Consider the following 21454-nt stretch of genomic DNA (forward strand, 5'->3'; position numbering starts at 1 on the left):
GGGATAAACTACGATCTTTGAATTGTCTGCAATTCCGAGTTAATATTCCTTCTAAAATATGCTGTATAATAAAAGTAAGCGGGTACAACTACCTTGATTAACTCTATAGAAGAAAGAGAAGGAATCATCCATGGCGATATTTAACTATAATTCTGAGCGTCCCTTCCGAGGCAATCCCGACCTGCATCTCCATTACTGGGGGCGGGAGCAGTGTCTTCCCGGGCATTTTTTTGGGCCTGGGGTCCGTGACGTATATAAAATACATTTTATCCATGCAGGAACAGGTGAAGTTACTGTGGGTGAACAGACCCATTATCTTAAGCCAGGACAAGCTTTTCTCACCTATCCGCATATCGTAACTGCCTACACAGCAGACATAGCAAATCCATGGGCCTATTCTTGGGTAGCTTTTACCGGGGAGCAGGTTGATTATATTTTGGCCAAAACCGCCTTGTCACCTGAGCACCCGATCTTTCCAATGGATGAACAGCTTATGCCGAATTTATACGAGCTCCTGACACAAGCAGCTGAAGCTTCGGACAGTCTGGATCTACCTCTAAAAGCAATTATGTATGAGTTCTTTTCTCTGTTACTTCGAGCGGTGCCAGCAGTTCCAGATGTACTTCCTTTACCACGTCAAAAGAGTATTTACGTCGAGCAATGCCTGCACTTTTTGCATACACATTATTGTGAAAATATTTCGGTTGAGATGATGTCCTCTTCGCTCAAGCTGGATCGCAAATATTTATCCTCCTTGTTCAAACGGACAATAGGTATGCCACCCCAGCAGTATTTATTAAATTTCCGCATCGCTAAGGCGTGCGAGCTGCTGACAGAGACCTTATGCACGATTGGTGAAATCTCACGTTCTGTGGGCTATCAGGACCCCTTACTCTTTTCACGGATGTTCAAGAAAGTGAAAGGTTGTTCGCCAAAAGAATACCGTAGCCGTCATCTCGAAAATGACATTGTACTATAAACTTCTTCCTTGCTGACATACGTTTGTCCGCGATCTTTCGCTACAATAAGGACGTAACGTACTAAGTAATAAGTGTTTATAGGAGGAATAAATCATGTATAACGCAAGCGCTACCAGATATGACAATATGAAATATAATCGCACCGGAAAGAGCGGTCTACTCCTGCCAGCGATCTCGCTTGGTCTATGGCATAACTTTGGCGGCAACGACTTATTTGAGAATGGCCGCGCCATGGTAAGAAGAGCTTTTGATCTTGGAATCACTCATTTTGACCTTGCCAATAATTACGGTCCACCCGCAGGCTCCGCCGAAGAAAGTTTTGGCCAAATTCTTAAAAAGGATCTGACCCCTTATCGTGATGAGATGGTTATCTCTACTAAAGCTGGTTATTATATGTGGGCTGGTCCTTATGGTGAATGGGGCTCCAAAAAATATCTCGTCTCCAGCCTAGATCAAAGCTTAAAACGTATGGGACTGGATTATGTTGATATTTTTTATCACCACCGCCCAGATCCAAATACACCACTGGAAGAAACAATGGCTGCGCTGGACCTCGTGGTACGCCAAGGTAAAGCGCTGTATGTCGGGATTTCGAATTACGGACCTGAACAAACACGCGAAGCGGCACAAATTCTGCGTCGACTTGGCACGCCATGCCTGATTCATCAGCCAAACTATTCCATGATGTCCCGCTGGATTGAAGATGGCTTGCAGGATGTATTGTCTGAAGAAGGCATCGGCTCCATTGTGTTCTCCCCGCTACAAGGTGGCATACTAACCGATCGCTATCTAAACGGAATCGCTCCTGATTCCCGTGCTGCTGGCCCAAGTGTATTCCTGTCTGAGAATGCCATTACTGAAGAGGCGATCGGCAAGGTTCGCAAACTGAACGAGATTGCTGCTGCACGTGGACAAAAAATGTCTCAGCTAGCGTTATCTTGGGTACTCCGTGGAGACAAAGTAACTTCTGCATTGATCGGCGCAAGTAAGGTAAGCCAGATTGAAGATGCCGTCGCTTCCTTAAATGCCCCAGAGCTTAGCGCTGAAGAACTAGAGCAAATTGAGGCAATTCTGCGGGGATAAAGCTTAGTTATAACAAGACAAAGACCAATGAGGTCAGGCAGCTTAAAGCTGCTCTGGCATTTCATTGGTCTTCTTTTTTATAGATTAGAGTTCTATTTGCTCACCCAAATATCTGCGTGATGTACACCATGATCAATAATCCAAAAATAAAAGAATACGTCGAAGGCCGCTCATAACCATGGCCATGACTCTCCGGAATCAGCTCCTTGTAGACGATAAAGAGCATAGCCCCGGCTGCAAAAGCTAGACCATAACCCACAACATTATGCAGGTAACTGGCAGTAAAATACCCGATCACCGCAGATACCATCTCCATCAAGCCGGTAAGTGTAACGATTCCTAAGGCTTTTAGCTTGCTAGTTCGCGAATTCATCAGAAAGACCGCAAGAATCAAACCTTCCGGCATATTCTGTGCGCCAATGGCAATCGCCACGGTAGGACCTAAACTGGCCTGTTCGCTGGCATAACTGAAACCTGTACTGAGGCCTTCTGGTATGTTGTGGATGAACAGCGCAATCATAACAAGCAGCGCTTTTGAATCCATATTGGTATAACCGGGCTTATTCTCCACATCGATATGCGGGATGTTATTTTCAATTAAATCAAGCAGCAGCACTCCGGTAATCAAGCCCAAGGTTAAAGCGATAATCCCCGATTCTTTGATCGATTGCGGCATGAGTCCAAACGTGGAGGCGGACACCATAATCCCCGCAGTGAAGGCTACGAGGATATCTTTCCACTTCTCGGATAACCTCTTCACGAACAGGATCGGAAATGCTCCAAGAACGGTAGCCATTGCCGATACAAAGCTGCCAATAAGCGCAGATTCCAAACCTTCAACTCCTTTGGTACAAGTCGGATAGACCAACATATGTTTCAGAAAAAATAATTATTACTTTTTCATACATTTTCGAATGGTCCAATATAGTATGGATCATATCATAAAAGACCTCCCCTAGGTTCGGTTCATACCCTAAGGAGGTCTTTGTCTCACATATCATTATGCAACTCGGTTACACCAGCTTCTTCCGGATCTTGCCGGAAATCAAATCAATAATTGTGATCATCGCAATGATACCTAGCAGTATAATCCCCACGCGGTCCCAATTCCGTGAACTGAGCGCAAAGATTAACGGTGTGCCGATCCCGCCTGCTCCAATCACACCTAGAATTGTAGCCGAACGAACGTTAATTTCGAATCTATATAAGGTATAGGATAAGAATCCCGGCAGCACCTGCGGCAACACCGCAAACCACAATACCTGCATGCGGCTGGCACCAGAAGAAATTAAAGCTTCGAGTGGACCGTTGTCGATATTCTCAATCTCATCCGCGAACAATTTGCCGAGCATGCCCACCGAATGTAGTCCCAGAGCCAGCACACCTGCAAAAGAACCCGGTCCAACAGCTTTGATAAACAGCAAAGCCATAATAATCTCAGGGAAGGTTCGTATAAAGCTCAACATCAGCTTGCCGGAACCTGAAATTATCTTTCCCTTGCTCATGTTAACTGCAGCCCAAAATGCAAAAGGAATACATAAAAAGGTCGAGATAAAAGTGCCTAGGATTGAAATAGCTAACGTCTCAAGCAATCCCCGAAGGAGATCCTCCCCATCTGGTAAATAAACGAAGGCCCAGTCAGGTGAGAATATCCCGGCAAAAATTGCTTTAGTAATGATCCCGGCGGTTTCTTTGAATCCATTAAACGGCACTCCCGAAAAAGCCCAAATATATAACGCGGCTAGGGCTACATAAATCAGCCAACGAAAACGATTTTTACGGGGTTTAGGGACAAGGGTATTCCATGATTTACTCATATTAATTTCTCCCGCAGCTTAGTGCTTACATAATCAATAATCAGTACTACTGCTAATGTGAACAAGATGATGGTGCAAGTCTTATCGTATTCCAAAAAGCCTAGGGTGACTTCATAATAGTGGCCGATCCCACCCGCTCCTACCAGACCTAAAACCGCCGCAGCACGAACATTAATCTCGAAGGCATATAGGACATAAGACATAAAATGAGCCTGTACCTGTGGAATGACTCCGAACATAATGCGTTGAATCTTATTAGCCCCCACTGAAGTCATTGCTTCCAAAGGTCCTTGATCAATCGTCTCCATCGTTTCATAGGTAAGCTTGGCGATCAGCCCCAACGAAAATATCGTCAAAGCAAATATCCCAGGAAGCGCACCGAGGCCGAAAATAGCCACAAAGATAGAAGCCAACAGCAGATCGGGAATCGTGCGGATCAGGTTCAGCAGCATACGGACCGGATAATGAAGCCAACGGCTTTGCGTAATATTGCTTGCACACAACAGCGCAACCGGAACTGCAAGAATGGCACCAAACGTTGTGCCAACCAGCGCCATCCGGATCGTCTCCAGCATCGCATCTATAATGTTGTCAAAATACCCCCAGTTCGGGGGAAACATTTCCTTAAGCAAATCAAGCATATTCGGCAGACCGGAGATCAGCTCCCCGAAGGATGAATCGGTTAAGACAGCACTTCTCCACAGTAATACTACTAATATAATGGCTGTGAAATAATGTTTTATCTTCCTTGGCGGTTTGGGATGTAGCTTCTCTGCATTCACACTCATCTCACACGCCTCCGAGTACAGGCTCACCTAACAACTCATCCTGATGAATCGGTCTGCCGTAAATCTCAGCAAACCTCTCATCGGTTGCCTCTGATACAGGACCATCGAAGACAACCTCTCCTGCCCGGAGCCCGATAATCCGGGTAGCGTATTCTCTAGCCAGATCAATAAAATGCAAATTCACAATGGTTGTAATCCCGAGTTCCATATTAATCTTCTTTAGATCATCCATAACCTGCTTGGTTGTGAGCGGATCTAGTGAAGCTACAGGTTCATCTGCGAGGATAATCTGTGCCTCCTGCGCAAGAACACGGGCAATAGCTACACGTTGCTGCTGACCTCCAGATAGCTGATCTGCACGTGTATAGGCCTTCTCGGCGATATTTACCCGATCAAGGGATTCGAAGGCTAAATCGATATCCTTTTGTGGGAATCTGCCAAGTATCGTCCGCAGTGTGGAATGATAGCCCACCCGTCCTGCCAAAACATTACGAAGCACCGTCGTACGTTTCACTAAGTTGAAGCTTTGAAAGATCATTCCGATATTCCTACGGATCATTCGTAGCCGGCTTCCTTTTGCATTCGTGATGGACTGCCCGTTAATAAGAATATTACCTTCGGAAATATCATGAAGCCGGTTAATGGAACGCAGCAAGGTCGACTTCCCTGCTCCCGAAAGACCAACAATAGCTACAAATTCTCCGGCTGGAATGGTCAGGTTAATGTTGTTTAATCCTTTGGTTCCGTTTAGATACGTTTTGGATACATTACGAAGCTCTATCATGAAATCATCCCTTTATGTGTTTTCGTATATTCGTATAAAAGAGATAGCCAGATCCGGGGGGGAATCCGGAGCTGGCTATCCTTAATGCCTGTTATACACCAACATCGTTGTATCCTTGAACGGCCTGTTCTACTCTGTTTTTACTTTACTGTTGTATTCGCGAACAATGTCAAAGTTGCTGTCTTGTGATTTCACATAACCTTCATGAGAGTAAATGTCTTTGATAATCTCATGGCCTTCTGTGTCAGCTGCGATATCAATGAATGCCTGCTGGATTTTTTCTATCCATTCTTTATTCATATCTGAACGGACCGAAATCGTATCGTTAGGAATTTTATCAGTAAAGGCGAGAACTTGAGTATCTTCAAATACTTTTGGATAATCCTTAACGACCGTGTTCCGGGCATCTTGGAAAATAGCTGCTGCATCTACGTCACCATTCAGCACAGCAAGCACGCCTTGATCATGACCTTTAACCGTAATGGCTTGTACATCCTTCAACGGATCAAGTCCTGCATCCATTAGTGTTGCAGCCGGCCATACAAAACCTGCTGAGGATGTAACGTTTTGATAGGCAATTTTTTTACCTTTCAAATCGGCAACCGATTTGATCGCAGAATCTTTCTTGACGATAATCATAGATTTATAGAAATCCGCTAATTCATCTGTTGGACCACCGGTTTCATCATTTACACCAAAACGTTGAGCCTGAAGAATAACCTCAGCTGCTCCTTTTTCTTTAGCTAACACGTAAGCAGTTGGAGGAAGGAAACCTACATCCACTTTTTTAGAGGCCATAGCTTCGATAACGGTGTTGTAATCAGTAGAGACACTTACTTCTACAGGAATACCGAGCTTGTCACCCAGTAATTTTTCAAGAGGTTTCGCTTTAGCTTCGAGCGTATCTGCATTTTGAGAAGGAACAAATTGTACAGTAAGCTTCTCTGGAACATAACCCTCTGCTACAGGAGCTGCCGTTTCCTTCGGTGCATTTGCCCCGTCCGTCGATCCTTGGTTTGCATTATTTGTAGTGTTGTTAGCGCCACAACCACTAAGCAATGTAATAGACATCATTAGCGGCAATACGAATTTACTGATTTTTCTCAAACGAAAGACCTCCACTGTTTTCTATTTTTATTTTTGAGTACTTCTAAACTATAGATGTGTTTTATTAAATCAATAGCAACCAAGCATCAAATATATGTAAAATTTATTCCAATCTCTTAAAGTTACCAAATTATCTGCTAGAATGAGGTCTGAACTTATTATCAGGAGGGGCTACCTATGAATAAAGAGAATTCAATAACCTGTGAAATCCTCGTAACAAGTGATCTACATGGACATTTTGGGCCCGCCGATTACCGCACGGGGGAGAAACGACCAGCAGGCTTAGCAACAATTGCTACCCTCATTAAACAAGAAAGATCCCATACTCCTGAGCTGATCCTTATAGATAACGGTGATCTTATTCAAGGCACACCGTTAACTTATTATGCAGCTACACATTATAGTAATGAGCTGAATCCGGGCATAGCTGCACTAAATGAATTGAAATATGACGCTGCAATTATTGGCAACCATGAATTCAATTTTGGCAAAACTCTGCTGAATAAAGCCGTTCAGGATTCCCGCTTTCCTTGGTTATCAGCTGGAATTATAGATAACACGACAAATCAACCCGCCTTTGGTAAACCCTATATCATCAAATGGGTAGATAAAATCAAAGTAGCCATTCTAGGGGTTACGACGCATTACATCCCCCACTGGGAGAACCCTAGCCATATTGAAGGGCTTCAATTTGAGGATTCGCTAGAGACTGTAAAGCATTGGTGTGCCATTATACGGGCAGAAGAGCAGCCTGATCTGCTCGTTGTAGCTTACCACGGCGGATTCGAACGCGATCTAAGCAGTGGAGAACCTGTAGAAAGACTAACGGGGGAGAATCAAGCCTACGCCATGTGTACAGAGGTAGAGGGCATAGATGTGCTAATTACCGGACATCAGCACCGCTCCATAGCTGGGGAGTTGAACGGTGTTACAATCATACAACCTGGTTGTAATGGACTTTCCCTCGGTAAAATTTCGGTTATTTTCCAAAAAGAAAATACACACTGGAAGATTCAGCGTAAACATGCCGAGCTCCTTAACGTTAATGAGACAACAGCTGCAGATGAAATAATCCTAGAGCTGAGCAGTACTCTTGAATCAGAAACACAAACTTGGCTGGATGAGAGAATAGGAACGGTTATCGGGGACCTGTCTATTTCCAGTGCTGATGAATGCCGCTTAGCTGACCACCCTTTTATAGAATTTATGAATAAGGTACAAATGGAGGCTACTGGCGTAGATATTTCTACAGCAGCCTTACTCAGTAACGATTGCAAGGGTTTCAGCGAAACCATCACACGCAGAGACATTTTATCGAACTTCATTTATCCCAACACCTTAACCGTCCTAAGACTGACAGGACAAGATATTAGAGAGGCCTTAGAACAAACCGCTAACTATTTCCAACAAGACGAGAACGGAATAATAATCGTTAACCCCGCCTACATCGAGCCTAAACCGCAGCATTACAATTATGATATGTGGGAAGGAATACAATACGAGCTTGATACCGCTAGACCTGCAGGCGAAAGAGTCCTCCATCTGCTGTACCAAGGTCAGCCTATAGAGGACTCTAAAGAATATGAGGTTGTTATGAACAATTATAGAGCCAGCGGTGGCGGAGATTATGAGATGTATAAGGGTAAAGCGATTGTTCAAGAAATTATGATCGACATATCTGAAATTGTCACGGACTACATTGAAAAGCATGGCCAAATTGAAGCTACCTGTGACCATAATTGGAGAGTTGTTTAGGCTTTAGCGATGAACACCCCAATGTCGCTCTCTATTAGCTTCAATGCACTTCTCCAGAAGTCGACGGAGTGAACATCTAGATCCATTGTTTTTGCTACATCAACAATATTATGTTTGCTGGTATCCCTAAGGAACTGGCGATACTTAGGGGCGAACTCTTCGCCCCTCTTTAAATATTCCGCGTACAGTCCTTTAGAGAATAACAAACCAAAGGAATACGGGAAATTCAAAAATTCATTACTAGCCATAAAATATCCAGCTTTGTTCATCCACATGTACGGATGGATTGTACCCGGGTCAATGCCCTCACCATAGGCTTCCACCATACAGGCAATCATCAATTCATTTAGCTCTTGAACAGACAGCGGGCCTAATGCTCTTCTCTCATATAATTTGATCTCAAATAAATAACGAGCATAAAAGTCTACAAGATAATAACCGGCATCAGAAATACTTCTCTCCAGAATAAGCAGAGCTTCCTTCTCCGTTGAATTTGTAATTATGGTATGGTTCACTATCGTCTCACAAAAAATCGAAGCCGTTTCAGCAATCGGAATCGGGTAATCCGTATTCAGCATCGTTTCATTAGCCAGACAGGAGCTATGATAGGCATGGCCGAGCTCATGGGCAAGGATACTAATATCTATGGCATTTCCGGTGAACTGGGTCATAATTCTGCTCTCGCCAATCGGAAAAATATCAATGCAAAGTCCATACCCCCCTTTGCCCGATCTAGGTTCTGCATCAATCCATTGCTGATCAAAAGCCTTCTGAGCAAAACAAGACAGTTCCTCACTAAAGGTTGCGAAACTCGAGATGATTGTATCTTTGGCGTTAGCGTATGTAATTTTCCCGTTTTCTACACCGACTGGTGCAAAAATATCGTAAAAAGGCAGCTTTGCCGGATGTCCCAGCAGCTCGGCTTTCTTTTGATAATAGGTATGAAAGGCTGGCAGGCTCTCCCGAAGAGCAGTGAGCATAGCGGCTAAAGTCTCACTGTCCATTCTCGAAGCGATTAACACTTTTTCCAGAGAAGATTGATAACCCCGCATGCCATAAATCGTCAGCGCCTCACCACTAATGCCATTTAAGCTGGCTGCGCAGACCTCAGCAATATGACTACAGGCTTCTGCCTCCGCTTCATAAGCAGCTTTTCTTAAGCTGGCATTATTCTCATAAGCCATACTTCTTAGCTCCGCAAGTGTCACTTGTCTAGTTTCCCCATCTACCACTAAATCTGCAAGTGCACTTGAAGTCCTCTCCATATACAGTCTGCTCCATGCTTTGGATCCTGTACTCTGCATTTTGGCTATGGCCATTTCAAGTTCTTCGCTTAACTCATAGCGGGATTGTAACAGGAGTTCTCGCAAATAAAATTGATGCTCCATTAGATAAGGTGAGCTAACGATAAGCTCATCCATATGATCACAAGTGCTAAACCAGCGCTTAAAAGCCACAACTACCCCGATGATTTCTGAATTGGCCTCCTCAATATCATCAGCAAGATTCATGGCTTCCTCGGAGCCACGATCTGCGCTGAGTGTTAACTCTGCATAAGCTAACAAGCATACATATATGCTTTTATAATCATTATAAATTCTTAAAAAGCCCTCCACAGACATGGCTGTAACGTCTTTTACTTTCAAATGGTGCTCAGCCCACCGCTTTAAATCTTGTATATGCTGGTCCAGTAGCTTGCGATCCCTTTTTAACTGCTCCGATTCAAAGGAAGGATATAAACTATCTAAGTTCCATGTCATATTCATCCGCAAATCTCTCCCCCTTCGATTCCTATTCTTCTAAGCATAATCCATCCTGCCAGAAAAGTGCATCGACATAATGTACTTCTTCTCTTCATACACAAAAAAAGGACCCTGCCAACGTCCGGCAGGGTCAAAGTCTATATTATAAGGGGGTTATGTGATTACTATAACCCTCTTAGCTTAAAATAATATGAATAGCAGATAAAGATTGGCTTAATCTCCGAACCCTATTGACTTAAGGTTGATGGATTCACTCTAGCCTTGTTAATCTGAATTCCCACATACACGATAAGGAACAACACCATAAACCCAGCCGAATAACGATACATTATCCCATAATCAGTTGCTGCCGAGATTGCCCCCAGAATAATGGCTCCGCTGGCTACACCCAAATCCGTTGAGTTATAGAACATACTGTTGGCCATACCATATTGTGCTGGAGTTGAGGTGCGAAGCATCCAAGCCTGGATCGTTGGCTGAATAGCGCCGAAGCCAAGTCCATATAGCAGTGCAGAAACGATGAGCATTGGCATAGAGGTAGTATAAGAAAGCACAGTTAAGCTTGCAACGACGCAAACCGCCGCCGGGATTAGGACAGAAGCTGGTCCTCTTTTATCAAATAATCTGCCGGAGATAGGTCTTATAATGATGATCGTAACCGCATTAAATAAAAAGAACAAACCCACTTGCTCCAGATGAACTGATTCGCCGAATAAAGCGATAAAGCTTAGCAATCCCCCGTAGGTAATTGCCAACATGACATTTAGAATGGCAGGCAATACTAACTTTGTATTAAACGGAACCTTGAGAGGTTTGGTGGATTCGCTTTGAGTTGGGGTAGGCTTTTTTTTCGGTTGCGCTGGAAGTGAACGAGAAAATAAAAGTACTGGAAAAGCAAGAAGTAAAGTTACCATACCGATCATAGCCAGTGTTCCAAAACCTGATTGTTTCATCACATTCAAGCCAATCATTGGACCGATCGACATCGCCAGGCTGGTGGATAAACCGAAATAACCTATCCCTTCACCCATTCTTTTGCTTGGAATAATCTGTGAAACAATCGTTGGGATAATCGTGCTGGCAATCCCGAATCCAATCCCATAGCCCACACGCATCAGCAGCAGTGATCCGATAGAATCTGCTACAACATAAAGGCCGGTAATAGCGGCGGCAATTGCTAAGCCAATATATAATAATACATTGCGGCTAACCTTTCGCATCAGAAAAGCGGTCATAAAACGTGAAGCGATCGCAGTTAATGCAAAGACGCTGGTAACGAGGCTGACCATAATATCTCCGGCCTGAAATTCGCTTTTTACGTAAGACGGAAACGAAGATAACAACATCTGTAAATTCATAAATAAAAATAAAGCACTAATCGTTAAAGCAATAAAAGATTTGGTCCATAATTTCGTACGTAGTTCTTGTTGTTCTAACATAACTTGCCTTCCTACTCTCCATCTGTTATTTGATCTACATGATTGTTTATTCTTAGCAGCAATTCCATGAGCAACTCATATTCCTTACTAGAAATACAGTTCATAATCTCTTCTGTCACCTTATCTTCAATAGGAACGGTTTCCTTCACCAGAGACCTTCCTTTTTCCGTAATATAGACTTTAAAAGAACGCCGATCGTTCTCACCGGTTCTTTTATAGATCAGTCCCTTTCCTTCCAAATGATCCAGAATTCGCGTTGTAGTTGGCTTATCCTTACCAGAGCGCTTAGCAATGTCCTTCTGAATCAAACCTTCCGTTCTGTCAATATGAAAAAGGACTGACCATTGCTCCGGTGTTATATCATGTTCTTTCAGCCCACTTTGAAATAACATGCTTAATTTACGATAAGTCGTGCCCATCATAAATCCTAACGTAAGCTCGGATTGGTTATGCTTTGTCGTCATGATCGTATCCCTTCTCAATTAACACTGTTTTAATAGTTGCTTAAACAATTATATTCCTAACAACTAATTTTGTAAAGGTGAAGCAAAGCTATAAACTAACTATTATAAAGTTGCTTGACAAAGCACACTATGTGCGGTATTATTATCTCATCTTAAAGATACTTAACTTAAAGACAACCAGAGTTTACTACTCTTGAGATAAATAATTTTTAAAGGTTGTGTACTTCATGGGATTTCTAGACAAACTATTTGGTAGAACAAAAATTGAGGAGGAACAAACAATGTCAAAATTAAACATCGGTATTATTCTCGGAAGTACTCGTCAAGGTCGTTTAAGCCCGCAAGTAGGAGAATGGGTTAAAAAGATTGCGGATGCACGCGGGGATGCTAATTATGAGATCATAGATATTGCAGATTTCAAGCTTCCACTATTGGGTGAGGCTGATGCAACTGAACAAGCAACAGCATGGAACACTAAACTTGCTACACTAGACGGTTTCGTATTTATCGTACAAGAATATAACCACAGTATTTCTGCATCACTGAAAAATGCGCTCGATTATGCCCGTGAAGCTTGGAATAATAAAGCAGCAGGTATCGTAAGTTATGGTTCCGTAGGGGGCGCTCGTGCAGCTGAACATCTACGCGGAATCTTGGGAGAACTATCTGTAGCAGACGTTCGTGTACACCCTGCATTGTCACTGTTCACTGATTTCGAGAACGGAACTGTGTTTAAACCAGCGGATCTGCATCTTACCAATCTTAATGGGATGCTGGATCAAGTCTTGGCTTGGAGTGGCGCATTGAAAACTCTACGTTAAGATAGCGCCTTACCCCTCTGTTATGTTATGAAGTACACCCTTTAGAATAGACATTTGATAAACCTTTGGTTTGTCCGGTCGATTCTAGAGGGTGTATTTTTTATGTGTGATGAAATGAGCACCCTGTGTAGAATCTAATCTGGTATAATCGGCGGGGATTTTAATCTACAGCAAGGAGCAATGATTATGTGGTTTATGTTTGCATTATTAACAGCCTTCGCTTGGGGAGGGGCTGACTTATTTTATAAAAAGGGGACCGATAGTCAGGATCGGTATAGCCATATTAAGATTGTCATTATCGTGGGGATAGTCATGGGTATTCACGCAACAGCTTATATGCTCATTCAAGGATTAACCTTTGATCCTATGGACTTAATCCGATATTTCCCTGTGTCTGCACTCTATATCCTGTCGATGGCAGTTGGTTATATTGGACTCAGATATATTGAGTTATCCATTGCCTCCCCCGTACAAAATTCATCTGGCGCTGTAACGACGATATTATTATTTATCTTTTTCACCCATGAGCTAGGGGCGCTTGAAATCGTTGGTGTTGCCGTTATCACCTTGGGCATTATCGGGATCGCCATCTTGGAAAAGAAAGCAGAACACCAAGCGCTTCAAAAGAGCACCACACAGATTGATAAAAAATATCAGATTGGCGTGATCGCCATCATTTTTCCAATCCTATACTGCCTAATCGATGGACTTGGCACCTTTGCCGATGCTATTTATTTGGATGAACTCAGCCTGATTAGCGAAAAAGCAGCTCTGCTCGCGTATGAATACACCTTCTTTATATGTGCTATCTTGTCTTTTACATACCTGAAATTTTTTAAAAAGGTAAAGTTCAACCTATTTAAAGAACGGGATAAGGGCTTCGCAGCCATTCTGGAAACGACCGGACAATTCTTCTACGTATTTGCTATGTCCAGCAACGCGATTATCGCGGCACCACTTATTGCTTCATACAGCATTTTTTCCGTAATATTATCGCGAATCTTCCTCAAAGAAAAACTAAGCAAGGCACAATATGCCGTTATTATCGTTGTGATTCTAGGGATTGCTTTGTTGGGGGTTGCGGACGAGCTGTAGCTTCGGTACACAAAAAGACCTGCTAAGTAGGCTTCATTGCTTACTAGCAGGTCTATTCTATAGTTGCTTATTCCGGCCTATCTATTGTAAAAATCTCTCCAAGGGTTGCGTAATTATTTCCCGCCAAACGGCTCACAGCGTTTAGAACTCTCGGGTCAATATGCCCCTCCTGATAGATCGATTCATCGATATGGAATTGAACAATTTCGCCAATAAACAAGTCACTCCCAGGTTCTTCGCCCCCTAGAGGAATTGCTTGAACAAGCTTGCACTCCATCCGCACCTTCGCTTCCAAAACGCCAGGCACAGCTACACTTGTACTTTGAATCGGTGTAAGATTCGCCAATTCAATTTCACTTTCAGAAGCAGGTAATGTGGCTGCAGTCTGATTGATCTTCGCAACATTCTCCTCATCTACAATATGCACAACAAACTGTTGATTATCGTAAATATTACGGGCTGTATCTTTTAAACGACCTGCCGGTCTTTGAATAGCCAATGAAACCATTGGAGGATTGGACGAAACGATATTAAAATAGCTAAAAGGTGCACCATTTAAGAGACCCTCTTCTGATTGTGTTGTGACAAAGGCTATTGGCCTAGGAATAATAGTGCCAATTAATAATTTGTAATTTTCCCGTTCACTGTTGTGCTTTGGATCAATTGAAATCAATTTCCTCAGCCCCTTCTTCACTCTTTCACAAAGTCGATCGTACTTCTAACGGTATCAATAGGACGGACTAACTTCTCAATTTGCTCACGTTTAGGTTCCAAGAAAGGTGGCAAAGAAAGCTTCTCGCCAACGGTCTCATATTCCTCATCTCCCATAAATCCTGGCCCGTCAGTGGCAAGCTCAAACAATATTTGTGGTGCAACACGTGTATACAACGACTCGAAGAAGTGACGATCTACATATCCTGAAGTTTGGAATCCAAAGCCTTCAAAACGCTCTGTCCACTCGTCCAGCATCGCACGATCCTCTACACGGAAAGCAGCATGGTGAACAGTCCCAAAACCTTGGCGTGAATTCGGTAAGAACTCATTATGCTCTACAATAATTTGTGCACCGTTTCCGCCTTCGCCAACTTCAAATAAATGATACGTCTCTTCCTGAGCAATTTCTTTAAACAACATCACTTTCTCCAATACTTCTTTGAAGTAGTTGAAATCAGCAATTCGTACAAAGATCGGTCCCAAGCCAGTTATTGCATACTCCAAAGGGATAGGTCCTTTTTGCCACGGTGTACCTGATACGACACCTTTATTCAATTCATCTGAAATAAGTTGATACTGTTGATCATCGAAATCTACGAAGGATAATGTCTTTTTGCCGAATTGCTCTTTAATGCCGGTATGCTTCACTGCAAGCCGATCAAAACGCTTAACCCAGTAGTCTAATGAAGCATCTGTTGGTACCCGGAAGGATGTTTTCGCAATCTCGTTAGTTCCATGAACCCCTTTAGGGATGTTAGGAAAATCAAAGAAGGTCATATCTGTTCCGGCGCTGCCCTTATCATCTGCAAAAAACAAATGATACGTCTGAATATCATCTTGATTAACTGTTTTCTTCACTAGACGCATACCTAACACGTAAGTAAAAAACTCGTAATTTTTCTCTGCGCTGCTTGTGATGGCTGTAACGTGGTGAATCCCTTTTAAGTTTCTCATTGTTATACACTCCTAATGTTTAGTTGATTTTGACTCCTAATATAATTCCCAAGAACAAAAAGGTTTAGTTTAATTATCTTAATGTTAAGATATCACTTAAAAAAAAGATCTTTTTCTACTGTACAAGCTCTTTGGTGGATAGCATCGAGTTTTTATCTTCACTTTAAATATCTTTAACTTAAGATAAGTTTAGCACTGAATCTGTAGGAAGTCAACGCTTTGAAGCTTTCCATATAAAAAAGGCTCCACACAAGTTCAATGAACTCGTATGAAGCCGGGATATTTTATATCATCTCATTAGGTTAAGTTATGATGCTGAGTGATGACCGCTGCTTGGCTTTGATGATCCATCTTATAACATATCAACGTAATCACACAGGCCAATATCGCCAGGATGGCAGCAGCTACAGGAAGAGAGATTAATCCTCCATGCCCGGCAACCACTCCACCGATCGCGGACCCGCCTGCAATTCCCAGGTTTGAGGCTACTGGATTCAATGAGGCAGCAAGATCCTTCGTTTTTGGTGAGAACTGCTTAGCTAAGTCAATCAAATAGAGCTGCGCAGGGGCGCTCACAATACTCGACATCATGGCTAGAGCCATTAGCACAATCATTCCTAGAATGGAAACAGATGCGGTCATACTAAAGATAACATAGACCACAGCTTGGATAAGGAACACGAATCTCAGCTTACTAACCGCATTACCGGTCGCAACCTTGCCACCAATCCAGTTGCTGACAATCGTGGCAATTCCGTATACAAACAGCACACCGCTAACCGAGCTTTTAGGAACGTTCATGACTTGCTCCAGAATAGGCGTAATGTAAGTGTACATCACAAATACGGCTCCCACTGCCGTAACCGGAATGAGAAATGCAAGAATAATGCGGCCGTTTGTGAGCAGTCCGATCTGATCCTTGAGTGAGCTAGGCACAGGTTTCGGTAATTGGCGTGGAATATAGATATAATTTAGGACTATGGCAACTCCAGCTAATATCCCATTCAGAACAAACGCTGCTGGCCAATTAAAAAACTGCCCGACGAAAGTACCGATCGGCACACCAAAAACATTCGCAATAGCAAAACCACTCAAAATTGTAGCAATCGCTTTGCCTCTCTTCTCCTGATCAACCGCTTCATTCGCTACCGTAATGGCTACAGAAAGAACAAAGCCACATAGTATGGCAGTAACTATTCTAGTCACCAGCAGCATACTGTAAGTTCCAGTTACAGCACTCCACAAATTTAGCAGTAAAATCAATACAAGTGATACAAGAATCGTAATCCGTTTCGGAACACGGCTGCACAAGGACATCATAATTGGTGTGCCAATGGCATAAGAAATCGCGAAGCCAGATACCAATCCCCCGGCTGTCGCAAGCGTAACTCCGAGGCTTGAGGATATTTCAGAGAGTAAACCAACAATAATATACTCCGTCGTACCCAGAATAAAAGCCATAAAAGTAAACGAGAAAATCAATGCGTTCTGACGTGTTGTTTTCATGGTGCTCTCCATCCTGTTTATCTCTATTTTTATATGAACATACCTTACTCATAATACTCATTTAGACTATATTGAGCAATCCTATTTTTCATAAAAAAGAAGCTTCCCACAAGTTCAAAGAACTCATGAGAAGCTTCTAGTTTAAGCCGGTGGCAAAATAATTAAGGTAATGACTTGTTCCTCGGAATAAGATCTGGCTGTTCCAGGTCCATCCGCATCTGCTTTGAACTTAATGAGATAGGTCCCGGGTGCCGGCATCACTTTATTATGAAGTTCAAAAGCGATATCCGAAACACCTATGTTACTTCCTGTGAAAGTTAACGTATGCCCATTATTGCTAATTTGATCACTCGTCGGATGTGTCCATCCACTAATGGTATAATAGTCGTTTGTGGTAAAGGTAATGCCTTCCAGCGTTACCTGAATTTCAGCATTCGTAAAGCTTTCTCCGGAGAAAAAGTCGAAGCGAATGCGCGATTGTGTAGAACCCGTTATCAGTTGTTTTGTTTTTGAACCGCCACCTCCGTCAAAGCCATATATAGAGCTAGTAACCGTAGGTGTGGTCAGAATACCATAAACAAGCTCAATCGTAACCGCATGCGCAGCGTTCTTCGTTGATTCATTATTGGATGAATCCTTAGCGGTAATCACGAAACGATACGTTCCTGCGTTCAGATTCCCAATATTGGCCGCACTCACAGCTCCATCTGCTGCACTAGTGCCTAATGCGAGGGCTGTTCCTAATTCGTCGGCATCTACTTCACCGTTCTCATTCGCATCCGTCCACAGGTAGGCTTGTACCGCTGCTCCTTGCTCCCCAATAGCTCCCGCTAACCCGCGAAGCTGATCTTGTGTCCCGTTGTAGTTGTCGATCGCCTCGAACTTGGTTGCGTCCACTACCGGTGCACTCGTATCCGGAACTTCGTTTTTGCTTAAGGTCACCGTAACCGCATGGGCAGCGTCCTTCGCCGATTCATTATTGGATGAATCCTTAGCGGTAATCACGAAACGATACGTTCCTGCGTTCAGATCCCCAATATCGGCCGCACTCACAGATCCGTCTGCTTCACTGATGCCTAATGCGATGGCTGTTCCTAACTCATCGGCATCTACTTCACCGTTCTCATTCACATCCGTCCACAGGTAGGCTTGTACTGCTGCTCCTTGCTCGCCGATGGCTCCCGCTAACCCGCCAAGCTGATCTTGTGTCCCGTTGTAGTTGTCGATCGCCTCGAACTTGGTTGCGTCCACTACCGGTGCAGTCGTATCCGGAACTTCGTTTTTGCTTAAGGTCACCGTAACCGCATGTGCAGCGTTCTTCGCCGATTCATTATTGGATGAATCCTTAGCGGTAATCACAAAAGTATACGTTCCTGCGTTCAGATCCCCAATATTGGCCGCATTCACAGATCCGTCTGCTGCACTAGTGCCTAATGCGATGGCTGTTCCTAATTCTTCGGCATCTACTTCACCGTTCTCATTCGCATCCGTCCACAGGTAGGCTTGTACCGCTGCTCCTTGCTCCCCGATGGCTCCCGCTAACCCGCGAAGCTGATCTTGTGTCCCATTGTAGTTGTCGATCGCCTCGAACTTAGTTGCGTCCACTACCGGTGCACTCGTATCCGGAACTTCGTTTTTGCTTAAGGTCACCGTAACCACATGTGCAGCGTTCTTCGCTGATTCATTATTGAATGAATCCTTAGCGGTAATCACGAAACGATACGTTCCTGCGTTCAGATCCCCAATATTGGCCGCATTCACAGATCCGTCTGCTTCGCTGGTGCCTAATGCGATGGCTGTTCCTAACTCATCGGCATCTACTTCACCGTTCTCATTCGCATCCGTCCACAGGTAGGCTTGTACTGCTGCTCCTTGCTCGCCGATGGCTCCCGCTAACCCGCCAAGCTGATCTTGTGTCCCGTTGTAGTTGTCGATCGCTTCGAACTTAGTTGCGTCCACTACCGGTGCAGTCGTATCCGGAACTTCGTTTTTGCTTAAGGTCACCGTAACCGCATGGGCAGCGTTCTTCGCTGATTCATTATTGGATGAATCCTTAGCGGTAATCACGAAACGATACGTTCCTGCGTTCAGATCCCCAATATCGGCCGCACTCACAGATCCGTCTGCTCCACTGGTGCCTAATGCGATGGCTGTTCCTAACTCATCGGCATCTACTTCACCGTTCTCATTCGCATCCGTCCACAGGTAGGCTTGTACCGCTGCTCCTTGCTCGCCAATGGCTCCCGCTAACCCGCGAAGCTGATCTTGTGTCCCGTTGTAGTTATCGATCGCCTCGAACTTGGTACTTTCAACCATAGGTGCATTTGTATCTGAATTGCTGCTATGCTCACTTTGCGAAGAGGAAGACCCTCCAACAACAGGAGTAGGCACTGTTACCGGCTCTTTACTCGGTTGAGCAGTTGGGGTGGAGGCGGGCTGCTCAGTGTTTCCGTTCTCCTTAAACTTCAGAAACTTAGAGGCTACTAGAGCTACGGCCTGACGATCTACTTTGGCATCAGGATTAAAAAAATTATTATATCCGGTAATCAATCCATATTCCACAGCAGCAGCTATAAAATCTTTGGAATAATCAGCAATTTGGCTACTATCAGCAAATTGCAAAGTTCCAGCTTTACCCGTAGGATTGACTCCCAATGCTCTCACGAACATGACGACCATATCCTGACGTGATAAATTTTGCCCCGTACCGAAAAGATTACTGCCTGTACCCTTAATCAATCCGGCTTTGACAGCTGCCTCTACATAGCTGTATGCGTAGTTGCTTGTGGGAACGTCCAGAAAGGTTGGCAGTGCAGGAGGGTTTGAAACATCCAGCTTTAATGTCTTTGCTAAAATAATTGCAAAATCCTGCCTTGTAATATTCGACGTAGGATAGAACTTACTCTCTCCGACACCAGTCACTATCCCCTGATCGAATAGCTCAACAATCGCTTTCTTTGCATATGAGCCATCAATATCAATAAAGGAAGCCGCTGCCGATCCTTTGGTCGGCATAATGATAGGGCTTGATAATACAGCAGCAGCCAATATAGAGCTTATCCATTGCTTTTTGTTCACTTGCTTATCCCCCTGTTCTTTGGATGCGTAATGTCGTTTGTCTATAATCGATTCGTTAACACGATTCGACTTTATATTACAAACTTTTCATCTACAGGATTATAACAAGTATCAATAAACAGATTATAAACAAATAGCCATGGATGAACATTCTCATATCATTGATTCTGTGCATCAAACGAAAAAAAATGATACTATGTATGATGGGTATAGGACTTTGCTATCCTTATATCGTTTTTATATATTACAACAAGAGGAGATAATATGAGTAACGAACAAAACTTTTGGCTTGATTTACCGAAGCCGTTTTTTATATTAGCGCCCATGGAAGATGTCACAGATGTTGTATTTCGGCACGTCGTTAGTGAAGCTGCAAAACCCGACGTATTTTTCACAGAATTCACAAATACAGAAAGCTATTGTCACCCTGTAGGAAAAGACAGTGTACGTGGTCGATTAACGTTCACAGAAGATGAGCAACCGATTGTCGCTCATATTTGGGGTGATAAACCCGTATTTTTTGAACAGATGAGCATTGATATGAAAAAACTTGGTTTTCGTGGTATCGATTTAAACATGGGGTGCCCAGCACAAAACGTCGCATCGAATGGAAAAGGTGCTGGATTAATAAAACATCCTGAAGTTGCAGCAGAAATTATTCAAGCAGCAAAAGCAGGTGGATTGCCGGTTAGTGTTAAAACAAGATTAGGATACTCTGATATTGACGAGTGGCGCGACTGGCTAGGACATATATTGAAACAAGATATTGCGAACCTTTCCATTCACCTTCGTACAAAAAAAGAGATGAGTAAAGTAGAGGCACACTGGGAACTAATCCCTGAAATAAAAAAATTACGCGATGAAATTGCTCCAAATACGTTGTTAACTATTAATGGAGATATTCCTGACCGCGCAACAGGATTAAAATTAGTAGAACAATACGGCGTTGATGGAGTCATGATTGGCCGCGGCATTTTCACCAATCCATTTGCCTTTGAAAAAGAACCTAAAGAACACAGCGCGAAGGATTTTCTCAATTTACTTCTTTTACAGTTGGATCTTCACGATAAATATTCAAATGAACTTGAGCCACGTTTATTTAAACCACTTCTTCGCTTTTTCAAAATCTATGTTCGTGGATTTAGAGGTGCAGGCGAACTAAGAAACCAATTAATGGATACAAGATCAACTGATGAAGTACGTCGTTTAGTAAAAACTGTTTTAGAGCAAGAATTAGATTAAATTATACCCACAAAAAAAATGAGAGACCTCTCAAAAGTTCAATGAACTTATGAAAGGTCTCTCA

The 21454-nt window shown here is 43.3% G+C and carries 18 protein-coding genes; 6 read left to right on the forward strand and 12 right to left on the reverse strand.

Annotated features, from left to right (window positions below; translation table 11 throughout):
* The first annotated feature begins 130 nt into the window (after positions 1–130).
* Together MKY14_RS22235 and MKY14_RS22240 are read left to right on the forward strand one after the other, a co-directional pair.
* The gene (locus MKY14_RS22235; RefSeq protein ID WP_076130624.1) at positions 131–979 is read left to right on the forward strand and encodes an AraC family transcriptional regulator; all 849 of its coding nucleotides are present in this window, start codon (positions 131–133) and stop codon (positions 977–979) included.
* Positions 980–1073: 94 nt separating this feature from the next.
* Entirely contained in the window at positions 1074–2063 is a 990-nt protein-coding gene (locus MKY14_RS22240) for an aldo/keto reductase (RefSeq protein ID WP_282579691.1), read from the forward strand.
* Positions 2064–2163: 100 nt separating this feature from the next.
* Here the strand turns inward: MKY14_RS22240 and MKY14_RS22245 are convergent, their stop codons facing one another.
* The 5 genes from MKY14_RS22245 to MKY14_RS22265 form a co-directional block, all read right to left on the reverse strand.
* Complete coding sequence (locus MKY14_RS22245; RefSeq protein WP_036676473.1) at positions 2164–2895, reverse strand: ZIP family metal transporter; 732 nt, start codon at positions 2893–2895, stop codon at positions 2164–2166.
* Positions 2896–3076: 181 nt separating this feature from the next.
* On the reverse strand, positions 3077–3880 hold the full coding sequence (phnE, locus tag MKY14_RS22250; RefSeq protein WP_248547903.1) for a phosphonate ABC transporter, permease protein PhnE: 804 nt from the start codon (positions 3878–3880) through the stop codon (positions 3077–3079).
* On the reverse strand, positions 3877–4668 hold the full coding sequence (gene phnE, locus MKY14_RS22255; RefSeq protein ID WP_036676482.1) for a phosphonate ABC transporter, permease protein PhnE: 792 nt from the start codon (positions 4666–4668) through the stop codon (positions 3877–3879). Before phnE (MKY14_RS22255) ends, phnE (MKY14_RS22250) begins: the two co-directional genes overlap by 4 nt.
* A 1-nt stretch (position 4669) precedes the next feature.
* A complete protein-coding gene (phnC, locus tag MKY14_RS22260; RefSeq protein ID WP_038568965.1) occupies positions 4670–5452 on the reverse strand; it encodes a phosphonate ABC transporter ATP-binding protein in 783 nt (260 codons plus the stop codon).
* Positions 5453–5581: 129 nt separating this feature from the next.
* Positions 5582–6559 (reverse strand): phosphate/phosphite/phosphonate ABC transporter substrate-binding protein, encoded by a 978-nt coding sequence (locus MKY14_RS22265; protein WP_038568963.1) that lies wholly within the window; start codon positions 6557–6559, stop codon positions 5582–5584.
* Positions 6560–6736: 177 nt separating this feature from the next.
* Between MKY14_RS22265 and MKY14_RS22270 the strand changes: the two genes are divergently transcribed.
* Positions 6737–8314, forward strand: coding sequence for a bifunctional metallophosphatase/5'-nucleotidase (locus MKY14_RS22270; protein WP_340977358.1), 1578 nt, complete (start codon positions 6737–6739; stop codon positions 8312–8314).
* Here MKY14_RS22270 and MKY14_RS22275 read toward each other — a convergent pair.
* The 3 genes from MKY14_RS22275 to MKY14_RS22285 all read right to left on the reverse strand — a co-directional run bounded on the left by MKY14_RS22275 (position 8311) and on the right by MKY14_RS22285 (position 11980).
* Positions 8311–10080, reverse strand: coding sequence for a M3 family oligoendopeptidase (locus MKY14_RS22275; RefSeq protein ID WP_248547905.1), 1770 nt, complete (start codon positions 10078–10080; stop codon positions 8311–8313). The two genes, MKY14_RS22270 and MKY14_RS22275, sit on opposite strands and share 4 nt — an antisense overlap.
* A 224-nt stretch (positions 10081–10304) precedes the next feature.
* Positions 10305–11516, reverse strand: coding sequence for an MFS transporter (locus MKY14_RS22280; RefSeq protein ID WP_076130619.1), 1212 nt, complete (start codon positions 11514–11516; stop codon positions 10305–10307).
* 11 nt (positions 11517–11527) lie between these two features.
* The gene (locus MKY14_RS22285; RefSeq protein ID WP_036676493.1) at positions 11528–11980 is read right to left on the reverse strand and encodes a MarR family winged helix-turn-helix transcriptional regulator; all 453 of its coding nucleotides are present in this window, start codon (positions 11978–11980) and stop codon (positions 11528–11530) included.
* Between the two features lie 281 nt (positions 11981–12261).
* Between MKY14_RS22285 and MKY14_RS22290 the strand changes: the two genes are divergently transcribed.
* Positions 12262–12801 (forward strand): NADPH-dependent FMN reductase, encoded by a 540-nt coding sequence (locus MKY14_RS22290; RefSeq protein WP_036676495.1) that lies wholly within the window; start codon positions 12262–12264, stop codon positions 12799–12801.
* Positions 12802–12987: 186 nt separating this feature from the next.
* Positions 12988–13896: a DMT family transporter gene (locus MKY14_RS22295; protein WP_076305589.1), complete on the forward strand. Its 909-nt coding sequence runs from the start codon at positions 12988–12990 to the stop codon at positions 13894–13896.
* A 67-nt stretch (positions 13897–13963) separates the two neighbouring features.
* Here the strand turns inward: MKY14_RS22295 and MKY14_RS22300 are convergent, their stop codons facing one another.
* The 4 genes from MKY14_RS22300 to MKY14_RS22315 form a co-directional block, all read right to left on the reverse strand.
* Positions 13964–14569: a flavin reductase family protein gene (locus MKY14_RS22300; protein ID WP_038568951.1), complete on the reverse strand. Its 606-nt coding sequence runs from the start codon at positions 14567–14569 to the stop codon at positions 13964–13966.
* A 17-nt stretch (positions 14570–14586) separates the two neighbouring features.
* Positions 14587–15564: a ring-cleaving dioxygenase gene (locus tag MKY14_RS22305; protein ID WP_076187299.1), complete on the reverse strand. Its 978-nt coding sequence runs from the start codon at positions 15562–15564 to the stop codon at positions 14587–14589.
* Between the two features lie 297 nt (positions 15565–15861).
* Entirely contained in the window at positions 15862–17070 is a 1209-nt protein-coding gene (locus MKY14_RS22310; RefSeq protein WP_036676501.1) for an MFS transporter, read from the reverse strand.
* Between the two features lie 141 nt (positions 17071–17211).
* A complete protein-coding gene (locus MKY14_RS22315; RefSeq protein WP_340977360.1) occupies positions 17212–20148 on the reverse strand; it encodes an S-layer homology domain-containing protein in 2937 nt (978 codons plus the stop codon).
* 264 nt (positions 20149–20412) lie between these two features.
* Between MKY14_RS22315 and MKY14_RS22320 the strand changes: the two genes are divergently transcribed.
* Complete coding sequence (locus tag MKY14_RS22320; RefSeq protein ID WP_076129221.1) at positions 20413–21390, forward strand: tRNA dihydrouridine synthase; 978 nt, start codon at positions 20413–20415, stop codon at positions 21388–21390.
* Positions 21391–21454: the final 64 nt, after the last annotated feature.

Source organism: Paenibacillus sp. FSL R5-0887 (assembly GCF_038002305.1).
Taxonomy (GTDB): Bacteria; Bacillota; Bacilli; order Paenibacillales; family Paenibacillaceae; genus Paenibacillus_AQ; species Paenibacillus_AQ odorifer.

Bases quoted from the DNA above. Each gene is read 5' to 3' on its own strand.
- MKY14_RS22235 (WP_076130624.1), top strand. From the start codon at position 131: ATGGCGATATTTAACTATAATTCTGAGCGTCCCTTCCGAGGCAATCCC.
- MKY14_RS22305 (WP_076187299.1), bottom strand. From the start codon at position 15,564: ATGAGAAACTTAAAAGGGATTCACCACGTTACAGCCATCACAAGCAGC.
- MKY14_RS22310 (WP_036676501.1), bottom strand. From the start codon at position 17,070: ATGAAAACAACACGTCAGAACGCATTGATTTTCTCGTTTACTTTTATG.
- MKY14_RS22240 (WP_282579691.1), top strand. From the start codon at position 1,074: ATGTATAACGCAAGCGCTACCAGATATGACAATATGAAATATAATCGC.
- MKY14_RS22290 (WP_036676495.1), top strand. From the start codon at position 12,262: ATGTCAAAATTAAACATCGGTATTATTCTCGGAAGTACTCGTCAAGGT.
- MKY14_RS22275 (WP_248547905.1), bottom strand. From the start codon at position 10,080: ATGAATATGACATGGAACTTAGATAGTTTATATCCTTCCTTTGAATCG.
- MKY14_RS22280 (WP_076130619.1), bottom strand. From the start codon at position 11,516: ATGTTAGAACAACAAGAACTACGTACGAAATTATGGACCAAATCTTTT.
- phnE (WP_036676482.1), bottom strand. From the start codon at position 4,668: ATGAGTGTGAATGCAGAGAAGCTACATCCCAAACCGCCAAGGAAGATA.
- MKY14_RS22320 (WP_076129221.1), top strand. From the start codon at position 20,413: ATGAGTAACGAACAAAACTTTTGGCTTGATTTACCGAAGCCGTTTTTT.
- MKY14_RS22270 (WP_340977358.1), top strand. From the start codon at position 6,737: ATGAATAAAGAGAATTCAATAACCTGTGAAATCCTCGTAACAAGTGAT.
- MKY14_RS22295 (WP_076305589.1), top strand. From the start codon at position 12,988: ATGTGGTTTATGTTTGCATTATTAACAGCCTTCGCTTGGGGAGGGGCT.
- MKY14_RS22285 (WP_036676493.1), bottom strand. From the start codon at position 11,980: ATGACGACAAAGCATAACCAATCCGAGCTTACGTTAGGATTTATGATG.
- phnC (WP_038568965.1), bottom strand. From the start codon at position 5,452: ATGATAGAGCTTCGTAATGTATCCAAAACGTATCTAAACGGAACCAAA.
- phnE (WP_248547903.1), bottom strand. From the start codon at position 3,880: ATGAGTAAATCATGGAATACCCTTGTCCCTAAACCCCGTAAAAATCGT.